This window comes from Deferrisoma sp. (assembly GCF_054681715.1).
Genome location: NZ_BAAHFQ010000006.1, coordinates 38,063 through 59,895, shown reverse-complemented (window position 1 = coordinate 59,895; position 21,833 = coordinate 38,063). Strand labels below are relative to the sequence as shown.

Below are 21,833 nucleotides of genomic sequence, written 5' to 3'. Positions count from 1 at the left end.
CTACACGCTGGGGCAATGGCGGCGGCTGGTGGTCTACGTGGAGCACGGGTTTTTGACGCCGGACAACAACCTGGCGGAGAACGCGATCCGGCCGTTCGTGGTGGGGCGGAAGAACTGGCTGTTTAGCGCGACACCGGGGGGCGCGAAGGCGAGTGCGGCGCTCTACAGCCTGATCGAGACGGCCAAACTCAATGGGCTGGAGCCGTACCGGTACCTGAAGCACGTGTTCGAGCGGGTACCGCTGGCGACGACGCGGGAGGAGTACCGGGTGCTCCTGCCGCAGCACATGCCGGCAGACCTGTTGGCCCGACTCGCGCCGGGGGGCGGTTTATAAGGCGCTTACTTTTTACATCCACATTTCAAATGAAGTCTGTCCAGTTTTGGCCAGCAGGGGTTTCCGCATTCACTGAAGCCCGTCCCCTCCCTCGGCTTCAGCCCGGCGGGGAACGGAGCATCCCGTGAAGGGCGACGCTCCGTTCCAGGATCCAGGCGTGGCTGTCCGCTGGAAGGTTTGACATCGGGCGGGAAACGAGCGCAAAGCCGTCCTCGCCCCATTCCAGGTTCTCGCCTTCCGCTAGCGCGAGCTGCCCGGCTAACGTGCGCAGGGATTCAAACCGCTCCGCGGCATCGGGACCCTGCCGGACGATGACGAAGATTTTCGACACTCGGGATCGCTGGGAGAAAGACGCCGTGACCCGGATGCCGGGAATCTGCCAGGGCAGTTCCACCCAGTTCCGGGCGGCCGGGGTGGGGAGCGGAATATCCGTTCCCTGCTCTCCGGCGAACCGCACGAATCCTTCCCAGTAGTCCAGCCAGTCGGCGTAACGGCCTTCTGAGGCTCCTCCGCCCGAAGCCCGCCGCACGGCTCGGGTCCAGGCGTTGGGCCGGCAGACCACCTCGAACCGGGGCGCCACGGGGGATTCGCCGATCCGCCACAGGGCGAGTTCGACCCCGAAAAACGCGAACCGGTCCTCCGTGATGCGGTTCAGCCAGTCCAAGGTCGCCCGGTGCTCGTCGCCGATCCGCTCGGCGACCCACACCACACAAAGGGCGTCCAGGCCGGCCGCGTAGGTGAGAATCTGGCCCAGGTGCCGGTGGTCGGCAGACCCGAACTGGTTCTCCACGAGAACCAGGGTCCCGTCGATCCGGTCGCGGCACAGGAGGTCGGCGCGGTACGGGCCTACGCGCACTTCGCTCCCCACCAGCTCCAGATCGAGCCCCAACGCCTCCCCCAGCCAGATCAGGTTCTCCCCTTCGCAGAGCCAGGGGGTGAAGTCTTGCGCTTCGTGCGGCCAGCAGGCCCGCGGGTCCACCCGCACAAGCCTCCCGATGGGTAACCGGTTCATTCGTCCCTCCATGGTCATCGGTTGGCGGTCTACGCCGCCCAGTCCTCGCACAGCACCTCGGTCTGCTCCAGCACGAGCTCCGTGGCCCGCTCCTGCTTGTCGGGCGGGTAGCCGTACCGGCGGAGTATCCGTTTTACCAATACCCTCAGTTGTGCCCGGGCGCTCTCGCGCCGCGTCCAGTCCACGGTCACGCTCCGGCGCACCCGGTCCACGAGTTCGTGGGCGATCTGCTTGAGGGTCTCGTCCCCCAGCACCTCCACCGCGCTCTCGTTGGCGGCCAGCGCGTCGTAAAAGGCGGCCTCGTCCTCGGTGAGCCCCAGCCGTTCCCCCCGTTTCTTGGCCTCGTGGAACCGCTTCGCGATCCCGATCAGTTCCTCGATCACCTGGGCCGCCGTCACGACCCGGTTGTGGTACTTGCGGAGCGCCTCTTCCAGGAGTTCGGAAAACGCCCGCTCCTGCACCACGTTCTTTCGCAGCCCCACCCGGATCTGGTCGCGGAGGAGTTTTTGAAGGGCCTCCACGGCCAGGTTCTTTTGGGGCAGGTTTCGGACCTCGGCGAGGAACTCGTCCGAAAGGATCGAGATGTCCGGCCGGCTCAGGCCCGCCGCGGCGAAGATGTCCACCACCTCCGCGCCGGCCACGGCCTGGGAGATGAGCTGACGCACGGCCGCCTCCATCTCTTCGGGGGTGCGGCCGCCCGGGCCCCCGGTGGCCTTCACCAGTGCCGCCCGGATCTCCTGGAACAACCCCACCTCGTCCCGGATGGCGAGCGCGGCCTCGTGGGGCACCGCCAGGGCGAAGGCCTTCGACAACGCCGCCACCGCCGAGAGGAACCGCTGCTTTCCGTCCTCCTGCGCGAGCAGGAAGTCCATGGCGTCGGCGATGCCCTGGAGCCGCTCGGCGGGCGCGGCCCCCAGGAGGCGCTCGTAGTCGAAGCCGTGGAGGATGCCCCGGACCACCTCGTACTTCTCCCGCATCACGGCCACGGCCTCTTCCTGATCCACCGCGGCCGTTCCCCGGCCGCCGCTCTCGGCGTACACCGCCAGGGCCTTTTTCAGGGAGTCGGCGATCCCGAGGTAGTCCACCACCAGCCCGCCGGGCTTGTCGCGGAACACGCGGTTCACGCGGGCGATGGCCTGCATCAGGTTGTGGCCGCTCATGGGCTTGTCCACGTACATCGTGTGGAGGCACGGCACGTCGAAGCCCGTGAGCCACATGTCGCGCACGATCACGAGCTGCAGTTCGTCGTCCGGGTCCTTGAACCGCCGGGCCAGGAGTTCCCGGCCCGTCTTGTTCCGGATGTGGGGCTGCCACGCCGCGGGGTCCGCGGCCGACCCGGTCATCACCACCTTGATCTTGCCCTTCGTGTCGTCGTCGCTGTGCCAGTCGGGCCGTAGCCGCGTGATCTCGTCGTACAGGGCCACGCAGATGCGGCGGCTCATGCACACGATCATGCCCTTGCCGAAGAGCGCCTCCTGCCGCCGCTCGAAGTGGGCCACGAGGTCCTCGGCCACGAGCCGCAGGCGCTTCTCGGCGCCCACCAGAGCCTCCAAAGACGCCCACTTGGTCCGGAGCCGCTGCCTGCGGGCCTCGTCCTCCTCGGCTTCGGTGATCTCCTCGAACGCCTCGTCGAGCCGGGGCTTTTCGGCCTCGTCCAGCTCCAGCTTGGCCAGCCGGCTCTCGTAGTAGATGGGAACCGTGGCCCCATCCTCCACGGCGCGCTGCACGTCGTAGATCGAGATGTAGTCGCCGAACACCGCCCGGGTGTTGCGGTCGTCCTTCTCGATGGGCGTGCCGGTAAACCCGATGAACGAGGCGTTGGGTAGCGCATCGCGCATGTGCCGGGCGAACCCGTCGATGAAGTCGTACTGGCTGCGGTGGGCCTCGTCGGCGATCACCACGATGTTCCGGCGCGCCGACAGCAGCGGATGCGCTTCGCCCCGGTTCTCGGGGAAGAACTTCTGGATGGTGGTGAAGATCACGCCCCCCGACGCCACCTGCAGGAGGTTCCGCAGGTGCACCCGGCTCTCCGCCTGCACCGGGGTCTGGCGCAGGATCTGGCGGTTGGCGGCGAAGGTGGCGAAGAGCTGGTTGTCGAGGTCGTTGCGGTCGGTCAGCACCACGATGGTGGGGTTCTCCATGGCCGGGTGCCGGATCACCTTGCTCGCGTAGAACACCATCGAGAGGCTTTTCCCCGAACCCTGGGTGTGCCAGATCACCCCGGCCCGGCGGTCGCCGAACTTGCGGATCCATCCGCCGGCCTCGTCATCGCCGCTCACCCACCCGGGGAACGGGTCGCCGCGCTCCGCCTCCTCGAACCGGGCGTAGAGGGCGCCGGCATCGGCGTCGATGCCGCAGGCCATGAGCGTGGAGGCGAGCGCCTGGTTCACGGCGTGGTACTGGTGGTACCCGGCGGCCTTTTTGGCGATGCCGTCCGTGCCCCCGCCGTTGTCCTCGAACGTGATGAAGTTGAGCACGTAGTCCTGGAACCGGGCGCGGTCGAACAGGCCGCGGAGGAGCACCTGAAGACCCGGTTTCGGCACGCCCTCGGACTGCTTGTCGTTCCCCGGCTCCCGATAGAGGTCGGTCCCGTCGATCGTGCGCCAGGGCATGAACCGGTCCCAGCCCGAGGTCAGGGTGCCGAACCGGGCCTGCATGCCGTCGGAGATCGCGCAGAGCGCGTTGTATACGAACAGGCCGGGTATCTCCCGCTTGTAGGTCTGGAGCTGGTTGAACGCCCTGCGCAGCGTGGCCTGCTCGTCGGCGACGTTCTTGAACTCGAGCACGACGAGCGGAAGCCCGTTGACGAACAACACCAGGTCGGGCCGCCGGGTGTGCCCGCTCTCCACCACCGTGAACTGGTTGACCGCGAGCCAGTCGTTCCGGTCCGGGTGCTCCACGTCCAGCAGCCACACCTTGCCGTGGCGCTCCCCTTCCGCGCCCATCCAGGAGACGTCCACGCCGTCGGTGAGCATCCGGTGGAAGCGCCGGTTGTTCTCGATGAGCGCCGGGCTCTCCGGCGTGAGCACCCTGCGCAGGGCCTCGTCGAGGGCCACGGACGGCATGCGCGGATTGATGCGCGCCAACGCCTCGCGAAGGCGGCTTGTGAGCACCACGTCGGCGTAGCTCTCCCGTTCCGGCCGTGCGCCGTCGGGCGCGATGTCCGGTCCGAAAGCCGTCTGCCAGCCCAGGGCCTGGAGCTCGTCCAAGGCCAGTTGTTCGACGTGGTTTTCGGTGAGTTGGGTCATGGCTTGCTCCGCCGTTGCGCCCGCTTCCTGTGCCGGTAGAGGCGCTCCGTAAAACCGCCCTCCCGCTCGAAATCCCGGGCCAGCCGCTCGACTTGCCGGTCCAGGAGATGGCAGGCCAGGTTCAGCAGCGACAGCGCGGCATTGGCCACCAGACAGGCCGAAGGCAGGGACCCGCACGGACCCTCACGGACGGGCACCGACGCTCCGCGGGGACCCTCTTGGGTTCTCGCCCCGTCCGTGGCAGTCCTTGCACGTCCGTGGCCGTCGGGGAGCTTGGTGCCACCTCGAGCCCTCCGCCGCTCATCCGCCACCCAGGCCCGGACCTCGTCCAACGTGCTGGGCTTCAGGGACTTGAACCGCACCAGTGCCGGATGGTCCGGCTCCAGCTTGGGCAGCCCCCGCTGGCGCAGAAAGTCCTCGTAGTCGAGCCGCAGTTCTTCGAGGCTCGCCCTGGCTACCTGCGTCAGTTTCAGCTCCATCTTTTTCGACGTGCCCGAGGCCACGGATCCCTCGGCGATGTTCTGGGTTCCCGACCGTGCCGCCTGTACCATCTGGTCGCGCGTGCGACTCCGGCGCTCGATGTAGAGGTCGCAGAACCGGACGGTGACGTCGTAGATGAGCTGCGCCACCTGAAAGCTCTTGAGCTTTCGGTAGCCGCCGTGCTTCGGGATCAGAGGAGCGTCCGCGGCATCCGGGCGCGTTGCCTCCCCCCGCCGGCCTCCGCGGATATTCCCGCGCTGGTTCATGCGGCGGTCTCCAGAATTTTTTCCACGTCTGGCAGGCGCAGTTCACCAATCATGCCGTTGGGCAACGGCCTACCGCGCAGGGCGGCAGTGGACCGGAATATGGCGCCTACCACCATCTCCGATGGAACTCCTGCGCCCAGTCGGCAAATGCGTCCAAGCCAGCGCGGCATTCCTCGACAGAGTGTCCAAAGGCGCCGCTTCTGACATAAGCCGATTTGTCGCCTTGACTGTCGAGAGAAGCACGAAGCTCCTTCAAAATACGGTCACGGTTGTCGTGCCTATAGCCATAGCATCCCGGTGGCGCCCAATACCACTCCTTGGCTCGTTCCGCGTGATAGGCGTAGCTGAGCGCCATCAGGACTTCTAATTTGTCGAAGGAATAGGTGAATCTCGATTCAGACGGGATGAGACCTCGGAACCGAGGTTGCAGCAACGCGTGAATCCAATCATTGAGAGGGGCATAACGCCGTTCCATGCCTTCGAGGAACTTCGCGGGCTTTCTGCCATCATCGAAGAGACAGAACGCCGGCAGCAGCTCGACGGCAGCTTTGTCTTCTCTATGCTCCCGATGGACAGGGGTGTCGAACAGATTTCCCAGAAAAAGCAATCCCCGCTCACCCGCTTCAATCGCGCCAACGCCGAGGCTGTAAAGAAGCAAAGTTGCCGGATAGCGCTGCAACTCAATCCAGACGGTGTAGCCCGCTTCTCCACGCCGTATTGCCAACCGGGTCAACGCGGACCGCCACGTGGCGTGGTGCCAATCCTCTACCCAGTAACCACCCACCACGCCCATGGCAATCAGTGTCTCGCAGGCGGCCTCGTAGGCGCGAACCCGCGCAGTAAAGGTATCCGTATCCGGCGTCGGCCCGCCTCGCAGAGCGAACGAAGGACTCGAAGTCGTGTCAAGCACCCTTTCCACTTCCCCGCCGACCAGATCGGCAAGGCGGATGCGATGTTTGGGTTCAGCGAGATATCCTTTGAGGCTGGCGACCGCGGCTTCGGTCGACAAAGGGTGCGGTCGCGAGAACTGATCCAGCGCCTCGACAAGGCGCGCCAGGTCGGTGAAGAAGTTGTCTGCATCCGCAATGCGGATGATCTGTGCTTGCCGGTGTTCGATCAAGCGCTTCGCCGAATCGCTCGGCTCGCCCCGTACGGCCCAGAAGTGGGAAAAACGGCGGGAAACCGCGCGTTCGAGGGCGGCTCGCAAAGCGGTATCCCATTCAGCTGACCACCCGCAGACGATCAGGCCAAATTCGTCGAGTATCCTGTTCAACAGCGCGTTGAATTCTTGAGGGTAGGATCCCAGCTCGGCGGGCGTGTTCCGGATGCGGGTGTCTAAGTAGTCGCCATGCACCTTGAGTACAGAGCATCTGGTGTGGATGAGGGGCATGGCGCCATGCACTTGATCTGGCGAACTGAGCACGGTCGGGACGACCCCCGCGTCGGCCAACGCCGTCTCCATCAGGCGGTCAAAATTAGTGGTAATGATGACACGGATATAACCCTTCGCCGCGAGACTGGCTATGGCCCGGTGCGCAGCAGTAGGCGCCTTGATGCCCTCAGCGCGTTCCTCTTCCGAAGGTTCCAAATAACCGCGCAGTAGTTGCTGACGCTCGGCCGGTGTCTTGGCGAGTTCGTCCAGCAGTTCGGAATAGTCGGGCTCCTCGCCGTACCGTTCGCGGTACCACAGGGCGGGGTCTGGGCCGCAGGGCTCGCCGGCCACCTCGGCCAACTTGCGCACCAGATCTAGCGTGATTTCCCAGCCAGTCGGGATTCTCGCGGAGCGCGAGACGCCCGAGCCAAGCAATAAGGCATAAACACCGGGATTCGCCTGGATGGAAAAGGCAAGGGAATGCAACTGGTCGATCATGCCGCTTCCACCTCACGAAGAAACCGCTCAGCATCCTTCACGCGCAGCTCTCCAGAGATGAGTTTGGGGAGAAGGGTGTCGCGGAGGGAGGAGAGGGTGCCAGATTCCCGGGCAGCGGCATTCACCCGGACGAATAAGGGCCGGACAAACGTTCCAAAACAGTTGGCGACTTGCTCTGTGGGGGAGATCAGCGGGTAGTGAAAGAGCGATTCAGCGGGAACACGCTGCCGCCCACTGGACCCTGTCATACTCTGGATCGCAAACTCTCGGAAAGCCTCGCTTCGAGCAAGGCAGTATGCGAACTCCTCTGGGAGAGGAGCCTTTGGTCGCAAGACGATGTATTCGGTTGAGCCCCATCCGACCTGCCCTTCTTGGAGGAAGTCAACGTACGCTGTTTTGCCATTCTCCAAGCACGGCGTGATACGTGCTACCAACGTGTCGCCATTCATAAATCGCGTGCCCGATCCGAACGGGCGCTCTATCACCCTATCCGGGATGTGACCACGCGTCGGCATGTGCGCCATGGCAAGATACGGTGCCACTTCGCCTTTTCGGAGCGAGCGACGCGGATTCACTTCGATGAGTTCCGGCAAACGGTTCACCTCCCACCCCTCGGGAATCGGCCCCAGTTCGGAATCCACGAAGCGGGCGGGGAAGAGGCGGAGGATTTCGTCGGGCAGGCCGAGGGCGTTGGGGTTCTCGCGGTAGTGGGCGGCGCGGGCGGCGAATTTCTCGGGGATGGGGTTGCCCGCGCGCAGGGCGTTCACCACCACCGGGTCGAAGTCCACGAACCAGCTCTTGAACAGCGCCTGGGCCATGGCCTCCAGCGTCTCGTTCATCCGCCGGTTCAGCTCAATCTTGTCGTCCAGCGTGCCCAAGATGTGGGCGATGGCGCGTTGTTCCTGGAGTTCTAGCCTTAGTCTCGTGAACTGTTCTACATAGACCCACTTCGCCCGAGGCATTCGTGTGCCCTCGGCGCCGCCACTCGCAAAGTCCACGAAATCCTGTGCGGCCATCCAGTAAAACAAGTAGCCTTGGTCAAACCCAGGCTTTGCGCGAACAACCCAGATGTCTGTCGAACAGATGCCGTCGAAGGGTGCGCGTACCACCTTGCGGAAATAGGGGCGCAGCTTCCCGAAGAGAATATCTCCCTTTTGAAACAGGAATTTCGCACTGGCGACGTCCGAGGCCGTTCCCCATCCGGCGAGTCTCAGGGACCCCTGCTCCATGTGTTCGAGTCCGATGTAGGGAAGATCGGGCGCCTCCTCAGGCTGGACAACGTCTCTAACAAGCACTGCCGCATCGCCGAAGGACACTTCACCCCCCATAACCCAGCACCTCCAAGTTCTTCTTGATTTCTGCCTCTAGCCGCCGGGCTTCCTCGAACTGCTCGAAGAGCTTCGTGGTCAGGTCGGCCATCTTCTGCTCGAACGGCACGCCGTCGTCTTCCTGCTCCTCCACTCCAACGTATCGCCCCGGCGTGAGCACGTAGTCGTGCTGGCGAATGTCGTCGAGGGAGGCCGACTTCCACCAACCGGGCTTGTCCTCGTAGCCCTCGCCCTTCTTCCACGCGTGGTACACATCGGCGATCTCGCGAATCTCTTCCTGGGTCAGTTCCCGGTGGACCCGGTCCACCAGTTGCCCCATCCGGCGGGCGTCGATGAAGAGCGTCTCGCCCGGGCGGTCGCGGTAGCCGCGTTTGGGGTCGGCCTTCTTGTTGCGGGTGACGAACCACAGGCAGACCGGGATTTGCGTGGTGTAGAAGAGCTGGCCGGGAAGGGCCACGATGCAGTCCACCAGGTCGTCCTCGACGATGCCCTTGCGGATGGCGAGTTCCGCGTTGGTGGAGGTGGAGAGCGAGCCGTTGGCCATGACGAAGCCGGCGATGCCGTTCGGGGCCAGGTGGTAGATGAAGTGCTGGATCCAGGCGTAGTTGGCGTTGCCCGCGGGCGGCACGCCGTACTTCCAGCGGGGATCGTCGCTGAGGCGCTCGCCGCCCCAGTCGCTCATGTTGAAGGGCGGATTGGCCAGCAGGTAATCGGCTCGTAGGTCCTTGTGCAGGTCGTTGTGGAACGTGTCGGCGTGGTGGGGGCCGAGGTTGGCGTCGATGCGGCGGATGGCCAGGTTCATCTTGGCGAGCCGCCAGGTGGTGGGGTTCGACTCCTGGCCATAGATGGCGATGTCGCCCAGTTTGCCCCCGTGAGCCTCGACGAACTTTTCGGATTGCACAAACATGCCCCCCGAGCCGCAGCAGGGGTCGTACACACGGCCGCTGTAAGGCTCGATCATCTCGACGAGGAGCTGCACCACGCACTGGGGCGTGTAGAACTCCCCGCCGCCCTTGCCCTCGGCCGCCGCGAACCGGCCGAGGAAGTACTCGTACACCCGGCCCAGGGGATCCTTCACCCCGGACTCTTTGGCCTTGAGGTCGATGTCGCCCACGAGCTTGACGAGTTCGCCCAGGCGCACCTTGTCGAGCGTGGGTCGCGAGTAGTCCTTGGGGAGCACCCCCTTCAGGGTCGGGTTCTCGCGCTCGATGGCGGCCATGGCCTCGTCGATCACCCGGCCGATGGTGGGCTGGGGCGCGGCGGCCTGAATCTTCTCCCACCGGGCGTCGGGGGGCACCCAGAACACCCTGTCCGCACGGTACTCGTCGCGGTCCTCCGGGTCGGCGAACTCGGTCTCCTGTTTGGCCTTGAGTTCCTCGTACTTCTGTTGGAAGGAGTCGGAGATGTACTTGAGGAAGATGAGCCCAAGCACCACGTGTTTGTACTCCGAGGCGTCCATGTGGCCCCGGAGCTTGTCGGCCATTTCCCAGAGCTTGTTCTCGAAGCCCAGGTTCGCCCCGTTGCCGCCTTGCTTTTGCTTCGCCGGCTTGCGGCCGCCACCTGACGACCGCGCGGCCTTCTGCTCCTGGGTTTGGGGCCCCTTCGACGGCCCAGCTTCGGACCCCTCCACCAGCCGCACCGACCCGCCCCTGCCGCGGCCCCTCTCCACCAGGCCGTCGGTGATGAGCATGTCGCGCACCGCCACGTAGCGGGCCGGGGGCCAGCCGAGCCGCTCGAGCATCGCCTGGTTCCCCGCGCGGCCGCCGAGTTCTCGCAGCACCTCCAGGAACCGGGTCTTCTCCGCCTCCATGGCCATGGGTATCCTCCGGACTTCGTGTCCCCAACGAACAACGGCCCCGCCGGCGGGACCGAAGCCCGCCCTGCGAGGCCGTTCGATTCATGCGCTGAAAACCTTCGCGTTCACCCGAACCCCCTCCTCCCAGGTGGCGGCCGCATCCTACCCCGCCCCGGCCCGCAGGGGCAACGCCGGCCGGGCGGGAATGGGCAAGGATACGCCACACACCGGACAGATCCTGTCCGGCGTGTCGCTCCCCCAGCAGGGGCGAAGGCAGGGGGGCACCCAACCGCAGCGACGGATGCGGCTATGGGATGATCTTTGCTCTCGTGGGCCTTCGGGGATGCGGTGGAGCCGTTACCGCTCGTTCCCGGAGGAGGCGAAATGGCGGAACAGGTCGGGGTGTCGGAGGCGAAAGCCAGGTTCCCGGGGCTTCTCCGGGCCGTGGAGCGGGGGGGAATCGATCACCATCACCCGGAGCGGGGTGCCGGTGGCGGTGCTACGGCCCGTCGCGGCCGAAGACCACGGTGTGCCGACGGCCTGCTCCGGGCATCCGCTCAACTCCGGCGACGCACCCGCTCCGGCCCCGAACCATTCCGAACCCTCCGCGACGCGGAAGAGGTAAACGGAGAGCCACAAAGCCGTCCTCGTGGGCAACTGGAAAGAAATCTTGCCGGTTTCCGGCCAGGCCGGAAAGAAAAAGTGCCGGTTGTGTTTCAGGCGGGCGGGGACCGGGTGGAGCGGGAGGAATGGGCCGAGTGACCCGGAAGACATCCCACCGGGTTCGACCATCGCTATCGGCACGGTGGCGTGGATTTGCCTCCTGGACCGGCACCCGGCTCACGACTCTGTGGCGCTCCCGTCCCCAATCCGGAGCCGGGCGGAACCCCCAAACCTTTATAACCTGTCAACGTCCCGTCCTCCCGCACGGCTCACGACTCTGTGGCGCTCCCGTCCCCAATCCGGAGCCGGGCGGAACCCCCAAACCTTTATAACCTGTCAACGTCCCGTCCTCCCGCATATGCCGCGACGCAAGGGCGCGGCCCTGAAGCGGACGCCAATCTGCGTCCCTTGCTGCCTGTTCCGCCCTCTCACGGGTCGGCCAGAATCTCGCGCAGGGCCGCCCGGATGTCGGCCCTCACTTCGTGCTCCCCACGGTAATCGGGTTTGGCGTAGATCGTGACGAGGGTGATCCCGACGCCCGGAACGTGCAGGTAGATGAGGCGGAGTCCGCCGCTCTTGCCGATGCCGTACGCTTTGAGGCCGATCCGCAGTTTGTGGAGCCTGAGGTCCCCGAATCCAGGTATCCGGTCGCCGATGTCCGGTTTCCGGATGACCGCCAGGATCTCCTTGTCGATTTCCTTTTCGGCTTTCGGGTATTTCTTGAGGACCTTCCGCAGCCGCCGCTCGAAGGCCTCCGGCCGTTCACACGCCACCCGCGGCATGGCGGCGCTTCATCTTGTCGGCCACGGCTCCCGCCAAATCGAGGATCTCGTCGTCGGACGCGATCCAGTAGGTTTCGAGCTTGTCCTCGATGCGGTGGCACGCGTCGAGCCAAAGACGCCGCAACGGGGCCGGGAGCAAGGCGAATCTCGGGTTCTCGACGGCCCGGCGCAGGTTCCGCGCCATGGCCGTGAGCCTTTTCTGAACCACGAAGCCGCAGCGATGGCTGCACCCGATGCAGCCCTGACGCTCGGCGCGGTCCAGGAGCTTGGTCACGCTCCGGGTGTGCAACCAGAGCTTCACGACCAGGATCGCAATGTCGATTTTCGCCTCGACGCCGCGAATCCTCGACGCCAGATGTCCGACGGACTCTTCCTTGCCCGCCAGAGCCCTGAGCAGCTCTTCGTGCGCCGCATGATTCGCCTGGGCAGGCATGGCGTTTCTCCCGGTTTGAGGGTTTTCCCTGTTTTCCGATCGGCGCCGTTCTCCCCGCGCTTTAGCAGCCCGTAGAGTAACGGAAGCGCGGCGGAAGACAAGACCGAAAATCTAGTGGTCGGCACGCGGTGCACGCGAGATATTGTGGTGGCTCTGCCGAGGCGCGAACGGCCCGGGCGGGCGCGACGCCTCCCGGGCCGTTTTGTTTGCCCCTGTTGGGTGGATGGGACGCCGACAGGTTATAAAGTTATGGCGGTGGGGTTGCCGGAGTGCCTGCGTGCACCGGGTCAAGCCGGCCACCGATTCCGACGGCATGCCGTCCACCGGTTCCGGGCGATGCCGTCCACACGTTCCGATCGCATTCCGTCCGCTTTCCGATTTCCTCCCGGACTCGGTGGCCGGCGCCGCCCAGACGAAGGAGCTCCGGGGGGACGGCGGCGCTGGAATATCCCGAGCGGGAAAACGAAGCTCCTTTTGTCGCCCGCCGGTCCCTTGTTTTCCCGATCGGCATAGTTCCCGACGAGATACGCGGTGCCCACGCGGCGGTTTGGCCTGCGTCCGGCGACCAAGAGGCGCTTGGGGGAGAAGGCTCCGACCGGTTCACGCCGCCGAACCTCTTAGCCGGCGTTACAGGGATGGCCGCCATGATCGAACCGCCCCGGATCCGGACCACGGAAGAACTCGGCGCGGTCGTTCGCGCCGCGCGAAGGCGCCAGGGTCTCCGTCTCGAGGACGCCGCGGCGGTGTGCAACGTCGGCGTCCGCTTTCTCTCGGAACTCGAACGGGGTAAGCCCACGGCCCAGGTGGGCAAGGTCCTCCAGGTGCTTTATCCCCACGGAATCGATCTCACCGCGGGCCCCCGGAAAATCGAGCCCCGGGAAGAGGCCGTGGCGCCCCGGGCGCATGCGGCGGGGGCTTCGGGGCCGCCACCGTCCCGGGGTTCCGGGGATCAGGGTTCCCGGCCCACGGGGCAGGCGAACTCGCACCGGCGGCAGTAGTACACCGGGCCGCCGCCGGCCGCGGCCTCGTCGGCGCGCATGCGAAGGTTGCAGGCCATTCGGTCGTACGAGCCGTCGCGGCCCGGCAGCTCGGCCACCCCCACCTCGCGGGGGTTGTACATCCGCGTCCGGAACGCCCCCTGCGGGCAGGCGGACCGGCAGGGGGCGGGGCAGCCAGCGCAGGGGTCGAACCGCGAGGGACCGGTGGGGGCAAGGGCCGGCTCCACGGCCACGGCCCGAAGCCGGACCTGCGGGCCGAAGGCCGGGGTCACGAGCAGGTTGTTCCGGCCCAGGCACCCGAGCCCGGCGAGCACGGCGGCGTCCTTGAGGAAGAGCCCGCCCCGCTCGACGTGGTAGGGAAGCGGCGTGGCCGCCACGCCCCGCTTCCCGAGCCACCGGGCGAGGCCCAGGGCCGCCTCGATGAGCTTCTGGTTTCCCTCGGTGCCCCCTCTCCGGTCCCGGTGCCAGGCGTCCAGGTGGGGCTCGGCCTCGGGGTGGGCCACCGCCAGGACCACCACCGACCGGGCCCCCTCGGGCCAGCGCACCCTGCTCCGGTCCCCGTCGCCGGGTTCCACCGTGCCCACCCCGTCGTAAGGCCCCAGCCGGGGCCAGGCCTCATGGGAGGGCGAGGCCCGCAGGTCGGCCAGGGCCGCGATCCCGGCCAGATCGGCCCCGCACGCCCGGGCCGCCGCGACGATCTCGGCGGGGGAGGGGGCGGGCGGTTCCTTCACGGCGAGGCCTCCTCACTTCGCGTCCTGACCTCCCAGGGCTCCACCGGGCCCGGCACGGGGCGGAAGGCGGGGTGGGGCTCGATGTGGGAGAGGGAGCGCAGCAACCGGTGCCGCCCGGGATCGGAGCCGCTCGTTCTCCTTCCGAAGCTGCTCGCACTCCACGAGGGCTTGCCGCAACTGTGTCTCTAGGCCTCGGATCCGATCCCGTTCATCCACGCGAATGAACCCTCCGCTCTCCGGCGTCAAGCCATCGCCGCGGCACGGCGCCCAGGGAGTCGAAAGCTCCTCAGGGCTCCTTTGGGGCCCCAGTACGCAGGACAGTAACGTCCGCGTCAGGGTTTGGGGGTGGGAGCGGCGACCGTGTCAGGAGTCCGCGGACAGACGACAGAAGACAAGGGGTTCTCTGGCCTCTGACTTCTGAATTCTGGCCCCTGATACGGCAGCCGCTCCCACCGATTGGCTGGCGTGATGTTGCCGGAATCCCGAATGGCCTTAGCCGCCTAGCTGCCGAGCAGCCCAGCCGCCTAGCCGAAGTTACTTGGAAACTCCGTGAGCCGCGGCGCGGCCCGGGGCGCTGCGTGAGCGGTGCTCGTTTTCCAGGCCCCGGAGGCGCCGCGCGTGGGGGTGCCTCCGACGTGTGCGCTGGAGGGGGCTTCCCCCCGGCTCACCTGGCCCACGCGCGGAGCCGCCGTTCACATTCGCCTTTGGGCAGTCGACGCCCGTGGGCGAGCATCCTGGTCAGAGCGTTTGCGGCTTGGGACTTGCGAATCACGCCGGCCCGCACCATCTCGTCCAGAAGCCACAGGGTGCCATGGACGGCGACACCTTGGTCCTCCGCGGCTCGCCGGAGGTGCCTATCTCCTGTGAGGAGGGGAGCGGCCAACGCCTTCGCTAGCACCAGGGCGAAGATGTCATTGGTGGACGCGCCAGGATACCTGGGGATCAGTTCGGCCACTTCCCGCACCTGCTCCGGCGAGAGTTCGAGGCTCGCGAGGCCCATGCCCAGGAGAGCGGCTCCGTCCGGCACCCGCAGTTCGGCGACGACAACATCCGGCGCGGCTAGGGAAACCCCGAGCCGGAAGACCGCATCGAGCACGCCTCCCCGGTGCAGATCGATCAGCACGTTGGCGTCAAGCACCCATACCGAGGCTGAGGGGGAACCCATCGTGCTGCTCGGCTTCGCGACGCCAGAACTCGGGGAGGGGCATGCCCAACAGCTCCTCGGCTCGCGCTTCGGAGATCAGATCCTCCGTCAGAGCGCGTACCACCAGACGCTTCAGGCGTTGGGGTTCTTCCGAGGGAAACGCGTCTCCAGGCTCCGTGTGGTGCCACCCCCGTTTTCGGAATTCCGCGAAGAGGCGTCGGGCCACAGACTCCGAGACGACCCCGAGATCTTTGGCCCTGTAGATCCAGGCCTGCATGCTCAGGCCGTATTTATGTTTGAGCAAGTGGAGTTCGTGAAAATCCAACCGGTCCCGCTTTTGTCCCAACTCTCGGTAGACCGCACACCGCGGCACCAGGAAGGCCCCGGCGAAGCGGTTCACCGTTCGTTCCGCGCTGCGGGTGTCCGCCGGCTCGAGTAGCAGATGACCCAGCTCGTGGGCCAGGCTGAAGCGTTGTCGGTCTCCGGGAACCCCTCGCTTCACCACGATCACCGGAATCTCGTCGTTCGCCCAGACCGTGAGGGCGTCGAAGTCCTCGGGCGCGTCTACCAGCCCGACCTTTACGCCCTTGTCTTCGAGGAGTTCGGGCAGGTTGTCCAACGGGCCCTGCCCCAACGCCCATGCCTCTCGGAGCCCTTCGGCAGCCAGCTCTGCATCCTCGGGGCGCTCCACCAGGCGGCTCCAGTCGTCCGGGATGGCGAACAGGGGCGTCTCGTCCGGAGCGAAGAGCCGCTCCACCGCGACGTATCGTTCGAGCCACTCGCGCACCTGTTCCAAGACCGCCTGCCGGTGCTTTTTCCCGAGAGCCAGTCGGCGACGGTATTCCGGCGGGGCAAGGCGGATGGTTTGGGGCCTCAGCAAAAATTCGACCTTTACGTCTAGCGCCCGTGCCAGTTGGATCAACACACCCGAACGGGGCACGGCCAGGCCGCGTTCGTACTTCGAGATCGCCATCGCGCTCACGCCGGCCCTCTCGGCCAGCTCCCGCTGGCTGATGCCCGCCCTCCGCCGAGCCGCTTTGATCCGCTCTCCGATTGCCATGTCGCTCCTCCGGTTGGTTTACACTATGCCGCTGTATTGCCTTCTTGTAAACCGGAAGGCGCAGATCGGACCGTCGAACGTCCGGCCGGTGTCCGTCGGTTGGACGAGGCGGGCTAGCGAGGTCGGGTTTGGGCTGAAGGGCAGCCCCCCGCGGGCAGGCCGCAGGGTAGCCGCAGCGTGCGCGGGCATCCCGGCAGCCAGGCTCCCGGACCACCGGGCACGGGTTGCCGGCAAAGGCGCCGCCCAGGCCGAAACCCATGACGGGGCGGCACGGAGATTGACGGGCCGCCCGAGGGCGCTAGGTTCGAAAGATCGAATCTTACCGGAGCGGAGGACCGCCATGGACACAACCCGACTGTCCAGCAAGGGGCAGATCGTCATCCCGAAACACATCCGGCAGGCGCGCCGTTGGGAGCCGGGCACGGAGTTCGTCATCGAGGAAAAGGGGCCCGGGATCCTCTTGATGCCCCGCAAGCCGTTTCGCACCACGCGCCTGGAAGACGGGTTGGGTTGCGCGGGCTACCACGGGCCCCCGAAGACCGTCGAAGAGATGGAGGAAGGAATCGCAGCCGAGTTGCAGAAGGTTTGGCCTCGCGGCGGGAGTGAGGAACGGTGATTGCGGTCGAAACCCATGTGCTCGTTCGGTACGTGACGAACGACGACCCGGCCCAGGCGGCCCGGGCGTTCGAACTACTGAAACACGCCCGGGATGTCTTTGTTCCGAAGACCGTGGTGCTGGAGACGGAGTGGGTGTTGAGGGCCGTTTACGGGCTGCCACGGGAGAACGTGAGGAACGCGTTGCTCCACGTGCTCGGCCTACCCAATGTGGTCGTGGAGGATGCCGAACGGGTGGCGGAGGCGCTCGACCTGTACGACGGCGGAATGGATCTCGCCGACGCTTTGCATCTTTCGTCGAGTTCCGACGCGGACGAATTCTTCACCTTCGACCGCCGGTTTGAACGGCTGGCCCGTGGGCTGGAGCGGCCCGTGCGGCTCCTGTGAGCGTCGCCGCCGGGGGGGAGCGCCATCCAGTTGGTTGTCGTTTGCCCCGCCCCGTGGGCGGGTTCCGCCCGACCCCACGCCCGGCCCGGCAGCGGCGGCGCGTGCCTACTTCCTGACCTCCCAGGGCTCCACCGGGCCCGGCACGGGGCGGAAGGCGGGGTGGGGTTCGATGTCGGAGAGGGGGTGCAGCAACCGGTGCCGCTCGGGGTCCCGGACCGCGAGCTTTCGGAGCAGGTGGTCCCACTCGTACCGGAGCTGGCCGGTGGTCACGGGGATGGGGTCGGCCCGGGCCGCGGGGTCCACCTTGCCCGGGTCGAACCGGTACCCCCGGGCCCGGGCCTCGGCGAGGACGGCCAGGAGGTAGGCCTGGAGGGCGGCCACGGGGTCGGGCTGGGCCCGGAACCGAAGGAGCTGGGGGTGGCGGGTGTAGCCCCGGGTCTTCCCCTCGAGCACGGCCTTCGCCAGGAGCCCCTCCCGCCACAGGGCCACGAGCCCCCGGGCGTCGAGGTACCGGGGATGCACCGACCAGAGCCTCATCGCCGTGCCACCGACCGCGCGTGCTTCCGACCCATCGGTTTTCCTCCCTTTCCCCGGCCGGCGAAAGGTTCCCCCCGCGGCGGCGACCCAACGCCGGGTAGCGTCTCTCACGCGGGAGGAGAACCATGCGTTGGGGCATCGTGTTGGGAATGGCGGCGGTCCTCGCCGCCACGGGCGCACCGGGAGCCCAGGTGGAGCGGCAGGGGGGCCGGGTGTTCCTGGTGGACCAGCGGGGCGAGCGCTGGGAGGTGACCGAGGCCGAACGCCGCGGGTTCCGGCCCGAGGGCTTCCAATACGGCATCGGCCGCGACGCCTTCGTCCCCCTCACCGACGACGGGCTCCGGGAGCCCGTCCCGCCGCCCCCGCCGGGGCTCCGGGTGATCGGGGTGGGCCGCGGACGCGAGGCCCGGGCGTACTCGGTGCCGCTCCTGCGGGGCCACGAGGTGGCGAACGCCTGGGTCGGGGAAGATCCGGTCGCCGTGGCCTACTGACCCCTCGTGGACCTAGCGGCTGTGTACAGCCGCCGGATCGACGGCCGAACCCTCACCCTCACCCCCTCGGGCTGGACCTACCGCTGGACCTTCGTGCTGGTGGACCGGGAGACCGGAACCCTCTGGTACCCGGAACGGGGCGGCCTCCGGGGCATCCAGGGCCCGCTTGCGGGCCGGCGGCTCCCCGCGTTTCCCTCCGCCGACACGTCGTGGGAGGCCTGGCGCCGCCGGGAGCCGGACTCGCGCCTGCTGGAATAGCCAGGGGCCCCTACGCCCGGGCCGCGAGGCGCGCGGGCCGGACGCCGTACTCCTCGAGCATCGCCTCGATCCGCCGGTCCTTTTCCTCCCAGATCCCGTTCAGCCAGGCCTGGAACCGCTCCCGGAACCGGGCGTCGTGGAAGTAGTCGCCCAGGAGTTCGGGCGTCACGGGCAGGGATTCCACATGCACCCGGATCTCCCGGATCCTCCCGCACAGGAAGGCCCAGAACCGGGGCGGCCCCTCGGGGTACACGATGGTGACGTCGAGGATCCGGCTCAGCCGGTCGCCCAGGGCCGCGAGCACCAAGGCCGTTCCGGCCGCCTTGGGCCGCAGGAGGTGCCTGTAGGGGGAGCCCCGGGCCCGGCGCTTGGCCGGGGTGGCCCGGGTGCCCTCGGCGAAGTTCACGACCGAGATGGGGATGGTCTTGAACTTCTCGCAGGCCTTGAGGGTCTCCCGGAGGTCCCGGTCCCGGAGGTGGGGCTTCTTTTCGAGCACGGCCTTGGGCGTGCGCTTCATGAAGGGAAAATCCAGGGCCCACCAGGCGAGCCCCAGCAGCGGCACGTAGATGAGCTCCTTCTTGATGAAGAACTTGAGGAACGGGATCCGCCGGTGGAACACCTTCTGGAGCACCACGATGTCGGTCCAGCTCTGGTGGTTGGCGAGCACCAGGTACCAGCCCCACCGCTCGAGGCCCTCGAGGCCCGTGACGTTCCAGCGGATGTCCTTGGTGAGGTCGAGGCCGGCGTTGTTGAGCGCGATCCAGGTCTCGGCGATGCCGTTGAGGACCCGGTCGCACCCGGCCCGCCAGCGTTTCTGCGGGACGGCGAGCTTCAGGAGCGCCACCGCGAAGAGCGGGAGGCACCAGACCACGGTGTTCACGGCGAGGAACGCGAGCGAGAGGACCCCGTTCAGGGGGCCGGGCATCCGGTGGAGCAGGGGTTTCATGGCGGAAACCTTACGGGCCGTGAGTCGTGAAGTCGTGAATCGGGAATGATTCGGCCGGGGCGGCCCGGCTGTTCAGCCGTTTCGCCGTTCCCCCCTGTCTCGAAGGAACTCCCCCCGGGGGGGACGCAAATCCGTCCGTCGGGCTCCGCATGCTAGCCCGTCCGGCCGGCGGGCCGCAACGCTCCGGGAGGACGCAAGCGCCTCCATGGACGGCGAAGGGGCTTTCCGGGCATGATCGGGCCGTTGCTCGGGGCGGGTGGTGGTGCCGGCCGGGCCGAAGGCCCGCGGGAAACGCGGGTGCGCCCGGGCAGCCGCTCCCCCAGGGCGGGGCAGACGATTTCGTGCAAACCCGGAGAGGAGGTCCACCGCCCCGCAGCCCAGCCCCCAAGCGGAATGGAAGCTTCCGAGGGCGGGCTCCTTCGGGGCCCCGCTACGCAGGACAGTAACGCCGGAGTCAGGGTTTAGGGTGGGAGCGGCGACCGTGTCAGGAGTCAGTGGACAGACGACAGAAGACAGGGGGTTTTCTGACCTCTGACTTCTGAATTCTGGCCCCTGATACGGCAGTTGCTCCCACGGGCTGGCCGGCGCGACGACGCCGGAATCCCGAAGGTTCTTAGCCGCCTAGCTGCCAAGCAGCCTGGCCGCCCAGCCGAAGTTACTCGGAAGGGGAGGGGTACGCGGAGGAAACGAGCCGGTGCGGGAACGGCTACGTGGCGCCGCGCGAAAGGGTGCGGCGCGGACGGCCGAACCCGGATCTCGCCTGAGGAGGGAGCAAGGGTGACCGGAAGCCGGGAACGGGGAGCCGGGCCCTGGGCCGGGGGGGCGGAGGGCCCGCCGGGCGGGCTCCTCGTGTATCACCGGGGCGGGCTTGGGGATTTCGTGCTCTCGGTGCCGGCGATCCTCCGGCTCGCGCTCTGGGTCGGGGGGCCGCTGGCCTACTGGGGGCCTTCGGACCGGCTCGCCCTTCTCCCCGGGTTCGGCCCGGCGCCGGGCGAGCTCCTCCGCCGGGGCCACGAGCTCTTTGGGGAGGGGCCGTCGGAGCCGGTGCGGGCGGCCCTGGGCCGGTTCGGCCGGGTCGCGGGGTTCGGCGGCCGGGAGCCGCCCCGGTGGCTTCGCCACGCCGGCCCCGGGGGCCTGGGGGTGGCTTCGTTCCCGCCGCCGGGCGGCCCCTGGGTGCCCCGGTTCCAGACGCTCCAGCTCGACCGGGCCGGGGTGCCCCGGCCGCCGGGGCCCGTGCTCCCGGCCTGGCGCCGCACGGTGCTGCCGGCCCGGGAGCCCCGGTGGATCGCGGTGCACGCCGGAAGCGGCGACCCCAAAAAGAACTTCCCCACGGCGTTCTGGGCCGAGGCCTGCGGGGCCCTGGGACGCCGCCTCGGCCTACCGGTGCGGGTGGTCCTGGGGCCGGCCGAGGCCGAGCGGGGCGCGCCGGGATGGGACGCCCTGGGCGGGGCCGTGGCGTGCGAGACCGTCGGGGACCTCCTCGGGGTCCTCGCGGGCGCGGCCCTCTACCTGGGGAACGACGCCGGCCCGACCCACCTGGCCGCGGCCCTCGGGGTGCCCACCGTGGCGGCCTTCGGGCCCACCGACCCGGGGCTCTGGCGGCCCCTGGGGCCCCGGGTGCGGGTGGTGCGCACCGCCGCTTCCTGCGCCCCGTGCACGGCCGGGGGACCGATCGGGTGCCCGGACCCCCGGTGCCTGGGCGAGCTTGACCCGGGGCTCGTGGTTCAGGCCGGGCTCGCGCTCGCTTCGGGCGGCTCCACGACCCCGATGTAGGGCAGGCACCGGTTCCGTTCGGCGAAATCGAGCCCGTACCCCACCACCCAGACGTCCGGGATGTCGAACCCCACGTAGTGGAGGGGCACGTCGTGGCGGAGCCGGGCGCCCTTGCGAAGGAGCACGCAGGTCCGGAGCTCCGCCGGCCTGCGGGCGGCGAGGAGCGCCTGGAGGTACGCCAGGGTCGAGCCGGTGTCCACGATGTCCTCCACCAGGAGCACGTGCCGGCCCGCGATGTCGATGCGAAGGTCCATGAGGAGCCGGACCGCCCCGGGCTCCCGGGTCTCCCCGGGGTAGGTGGACACGGCCAGAAAGTCCACCCGCCGGGGCACGGTGAGGGCCCGGGCCAGGTCCGCCAGGAAGATGAAGCTCCCCTTGAGTACCCCCACGAGCACGAGCTCGTCCACCCCCCGGTGGTCCCGGTCCACCGCCCGGGCCAGCTCGGCCACCCTGCGCCGGATCTCGGCCTCGTCGTAGAGCACCCGGATTCGTTCGGCCATGGCGGGCTCCGTGTCAGGGGTCAGAATTCAGAAGACAGATGCCAGGGAACCCCTGTCCTCTGACACCTCACGCGGTCTTCGATCCCACGGGTGGATTCAAAATGGTTTTGGGTATCGGACGGCCTTCGGGCTAGGCGCTCGGATCCGGGAAGGGTTTTTGCGCTTTTCAGCCTCCCAGCTTC

At 67.7% G+C, this 21,833-nt stretch carries 20 protein-coding genes; 6 read left to right on the top strand and 14 right to left on the bottom strand.

Annotation, left to right across the window (positions count from 1 at the left end; genetic code table 11):
• Positions 1–334, top strand: a 334-nt coding sequence (locus ACY0I8_RS02045; RefSeq protein ID WP_461393363.1) for a transposase domain-containing protein, incomplete at its 5' end; no start/stop codon positions are given.
• A gap of 97 nt (positions 335–431) precedes the next feature.
• On the opposite strand, the gene ACY0I8_RS02040 is transcribed toward ACY0I8_RS02045, so the two are convergent.
• The 11 genes from ACY0I8_RS02040 to ACY0I8_RS01990 all read right to left on the bottom strand — a co-directional run bounded on the left by ACY0I8_RS02040 (position 432) and on the right by ACY0I8_RS01990 (position 16,144).
• Positions 432–1,346, bottom strand: coding sequence for a DUF4268 domain-containing protein (locus tag ACY0I8_RS02040; protein WP_461393362.1), 915 nt, complete (start codon positions 1,344–1,346; stop codon positions 432–434).
• Positions 1,347–1,375: 29 nt separating this feature from the next.
• Positions 1,376–4,594, bottom strand: a complete 3,219-nt coding sequence (locus ACY0I8_RS02035; RefSeq protein WP_461393361.1) for a type I restriction endonuclease subunit R — start codon at positions 4,592–4,594, stop codon at positions 1,376–1,378.
• Positions 4,591–5,340, bottom strand: a complete 750-nt coding sequence (locus ACY0I8_RS02030) for a four helix bundle suffix domain-containing protein (protein WP_461393360.1) — start codon at positions 5,338–5,340, stop codon at positions 4,591–4,593. The genes ACY0I8_RS02035 and ACY0I8_RS02030 overlap by 4 nt, the downstream gene beginning before the upstream one ends.
• 106 nt (positions 5,341–5,446) lie before the next feature.
• Positions 5,447–7,210: an SIR2 family protein gene (locus tag ACY0I8_RS02025; protein ID WP_461393359.1), complete on the bottom strand. Its 1,764-nt coding sequence runs from the start codon at positions 7,208–7,210 to the stop codon at positions 5,447–5,449.
• Positions 7,207–8,538: a restriction endonuclease subunit S gene (locus tag ACY0I8_RS02020; protein WP_461393358.1), complete on the bottom strand. Its 1,332-nt coding sequence runs from the start codon at positions 8,536–8,538 to the stop codon at positions 7,207–7,209. The genes ACY0I8_RS02025 and ACY0I8_RS02020 overlap by 4 nt, the downstream gene beginning before the upstream one ends.
• Positions 8,528–10,354, bottom strand: coding sequence for a class I SAM-dependent DNA methyltransferase (locus ACY0I8_RS02015; protein WP_461393357.1), 1,827 nt, complete (start codon positions 10,352–10,354; stop codon positions 8,528–8,530). Before ACY0I8_RS02015 ends, ACY0I8_RS02020 begins: the two co-directional genes overlap by 11 nt.
• A 1,070-nt stretch (positions 10,355–11,424) precedes the next feature.
• Positions 11,425–11,778 (bottom strand): hypothetical protein, encoded by a 354-nt coding sequence (locus ACY0I8_RS02010; RefSeq protein ID WP_461393356.1) that lies wholly within the window; start codon positions 11,776–11,778, stop codon positions 11,425–11,427.
• A complete protein-coding gene (locus ACY0I8_RS02005) occupies positions 11,759–12,211 on the bottom strand; it encodes a hypothetical protein (RefSeq protein WP_461393355.1) in 453 nt (150 codons plus the stop codon). The genes ACY0I8_RS02010 and ACY0I8_RS02005 overlap by 20 nt, the downstream gene beginning before the upstream one ends.
• Positions 12,212–13,160: 949 nt before the next feature.
• Complete coding sequence (locus ACY0I8_RS02000) at positions 13,161–13,940, bottom strand: 4Fe-4S binding protein (protein WP_461393354.1); 780 nt, start codon at positions 13,938–13,940, stop codon at positions 13,161–13,163.
• Between the two features lie 664 nt (positions 13,941–14,604).
• On the bottom strand, positions 14,605–15,105 hold the full coding sequence (locus ACY0I8_RS01995) for a DUF3368 domain-containing protein (RefSeq protein ID WP_461393353.1): 501 nt from the start codon (positions 15,103–15,105) through the stop codon (positions 14,605–14,607).
• Positions 15,071–16,144: a helix-turn-helix domain-containing protein gene (locus tag ACY0I8_RS01990; RefSeq protein ID WP_461393352.1), complete on the bottom strand. Its 1,074-nt coding sequence runs from the start codon at positions 16,142–16,144 to the stop codon at positions 15,071–15,073. Before ACY0I8_RS01990 ends, ACY0I8_RS01995 begins: the two co-directional genes overlap by 35 nt.
• A 340-nt stretch (positions 16,145–16,484) precedes the next feature.
• Between ACY0I8_RS01990 and ACY0I8_RS01985 the strand changes: the two genes are divergently transcribed.
• A complete protein-coding gene (locus ACY0I8_RS01985) occupies positions 16,485–16,760 on the top strand; it encodes an AbrB/MazE/SpoVT family DNA-binding domain-containing protein (RefSeq protein WP_461393351.1) in 276 nt (91 codons plus the stop codon).
• Positions 16,757–17,146, top strand: a complete 390-nt coding sequence (locus ACY0I8_RS01980; protein WP_461393350.1) for a type II toxin-antitoxin system VapC family toxin — start codon at positions 16,757–16,759, stop codon at positions 17,144–17,146. The genes ACY0I8_RS01985 and ACY0I8_RS01980 overlap by 4 nt, the downstream gene beginning before the upstream one ends.
• Positions 17,147–17,251: 105 nt before the next feature.
• Here ACY0I8_RS01980 and ACY0I8_RS01975 read toward each other — a convergent pair whose 3' ends face one another.
• Positions 17,252–17,683, bottom strand: a complete 432-nt coding sequence (locus ACY0I8_RS01975) for a pyrimidine dimer DNA glycosylase/endonuclease V (RefSeq protein ID WP_461393349.1) — start codon at positions 17,681–17,683, stop codon at positions 17,252–17,254.
• Between the two features lie 125 nt (positions 17,684–17,808).
• Here ACY0I8_RS01975 and ACY0I8_RS01970 point away from each other — a divergent pair, with 125 nt between their 5' ends.
• Positions 17,809–18,174, top strand: coding sequence for a hypothetical protein (locus ACY0I8_RS01970; RefSeq protein WP_459941383.1), 366 nt, complete (start codon positions 17,809–17,811; stop codon positions 18,172–18,174).
• A 6-nt stretch (positions 18,175–18,180) separates the two neighbouring features.
• Positions 18,181–18,432: a DUF3179 domain-containing (seleno)protein gene (locus tag ACY0I8_RS01965; protein WP_461393348.1), complete on the top strand. Its 252-nt coding sequence runs from the start codon at positions 18,181–18,183 to the stop codon at positions 18,430–18,432.
• Between the two features lie 10 nt (positions 18,433–18,442).
• Here ACY0I8_RS01965 and ACY0I8_RS01960 read toward each other — a convergent pair whose 3' ends face one another.
• On the bottom strand, positions 18,443–19,378 hold the full coding sequence (locus tag ACY0I8_RS01960) for an acyltransferase (protein ID WP_461393347.1): 936 nt from the start codon (positions 19,376–19,378) through the stop codon (positions 18,443–18,445).
• Positions 19,379–20,155: 777 nt separating this feature from the next.
• Between ACY0I8_RS01960 and ACY0I8_RS01955 the strand changes: the two genes are divergently transcribed.
• Positions 20,156–21,151: a glycosyltransferase family 9 protein gene (locus ACY0I8_RS01955; protein WP_461393346.1), complete on the top strand. Its 996-nt coding sequence runs from the start codon at positions 20,156–20,158 to the stop codon at positions 21,149–21,151.
• On the opposite strand, the gene hpt is transcribed toward ACY0I8_RS01955, so the two are convergent.
• Positions 21,103–21,651, bottom strand: a complete 549-nt coding sequence (gene hpt / locus ACY0I8_RS01950) for a hypoxanthine phosphoribosyltransferase (protein WP_461393345.1) — start codon at positions 21,649–21,651, stop codon at positions 21,103–21,105. The genes ACY0I8_RS01955 and hpt overlap by 49 nt on opposite strands.
• Positions 21,652–21,833 lie beyond the last annotated feature (182 nt).

Bases quoted from the DNA above. Each gene is read 5' to 3' on its own strand.
- ACY0I8_RS02040 (WP_461393362.1), bottom strand. From the start codon at position 1,346: ATGAACCGGTTACCCATCGGGAGGCTTGTGCGGGTGGACCCGCGGGCC.
- ACY0I8_RS02035 (WP_461393361.1), bottom strand. From the start codon at position 4,594: ATGACCCAACTCACCGAAAACCACGTCGAACAACTGGCCTTGGACGAG.
- ACY0I8_RS02030 (WP_461393360.1), bottom strand. From the start codon at position 5,340: ATGAACCAGCGCGGGAATATCCGCGGAGGCCGGCGGGGGGAGGCAACG.
- ACY0I8_RS02025 (WP_461393359.1), bottom strand. From the start codon at position 7,210: ATGATCGACCAGTTGCATTCCCTTGCCTTTTCCATCCAGGCGAATCCC.
- ACY0I8_RS02020 (WP_461393358.1), bottom strand. From the start codon at position 8,538: ATGGGGGGTGAAGTGTCCTTCGGCGATGCGGCAGTGCTTGTTAGAGAC.
- ACY0I8_RS02015 (WP_461393357.1), bottom strand. From the start codon at position 10,354: ATGGCCATGGAGGCGGAGAAGACCCGGTTCCTGGAGGTGCTGCGAGAA.
- ACY0I8_RS02010 (WP_461393356.1), bottom strand. From the start codon at position 11,778: ATGCCGCGGGTGGCGTGTGAACGGCCGGAGGCCTTCGAGCGGCGGCTG.
- ACY0I8_RS02005 (WP_461393355.1), bottom strand. From the start codon at position 12,211: ATGCCTGCCCAGGCGAATCATGCGGCGCACGAAGAGCTGCTCAGGGCT.
- ACY0I8_RS01995 (WP_461393353.1), bottom strand. From the start codon at position 15,105: ATGGGTTCCCCCTCAGCCTCGGTATGGGTGCTTGACGCCAACGTGCTG.
- ACY0I8_RS01990 (WP_461393352.1), bottom strand. From the start codon at position 16,144: ATGGCAATCGGAGAGCGGATCAAAGCGGCTCGGCGGAGGGCGGGCATC.
- ACY0I8_RS01985 (WP_461393351.1), top strand. From the start codon at position 16,485: ATGGACACAACCCGACTGTCCAGCAAGGGGCAGATCGTCATCCCGAAA.
- ACY0I8_RS01975 (WP_461393349.1), bottom strand. From the start codon at position 17,683: ATGAGGCTCTGGTCGGTGCATCCCCGGTACCTCGACGCCCGGGGGCTC.
- ACY0I8_RS01970 (WP_459941383.1), top strand. From the start codon at position 17,809: ATGCGTTGGGGCATCGTGTTGGGAATGGCGGCGGTCCTCGCCGCCACG.
- ACY0I8_RS01960 (WP_461393347.1), bottom strand. From the start codon at position 19,378: ATGAAACCCCTGCTCCACCGGATGCCCGGCCCCCTGAACGGGGTCCTC.
- hpt (WP_461393345.1), bottom strand. From the start codon at position 21,651: ATGGCCGAACGAATCCGGGTGCTCTACGACGAGGCCGAGATCCGGCGC.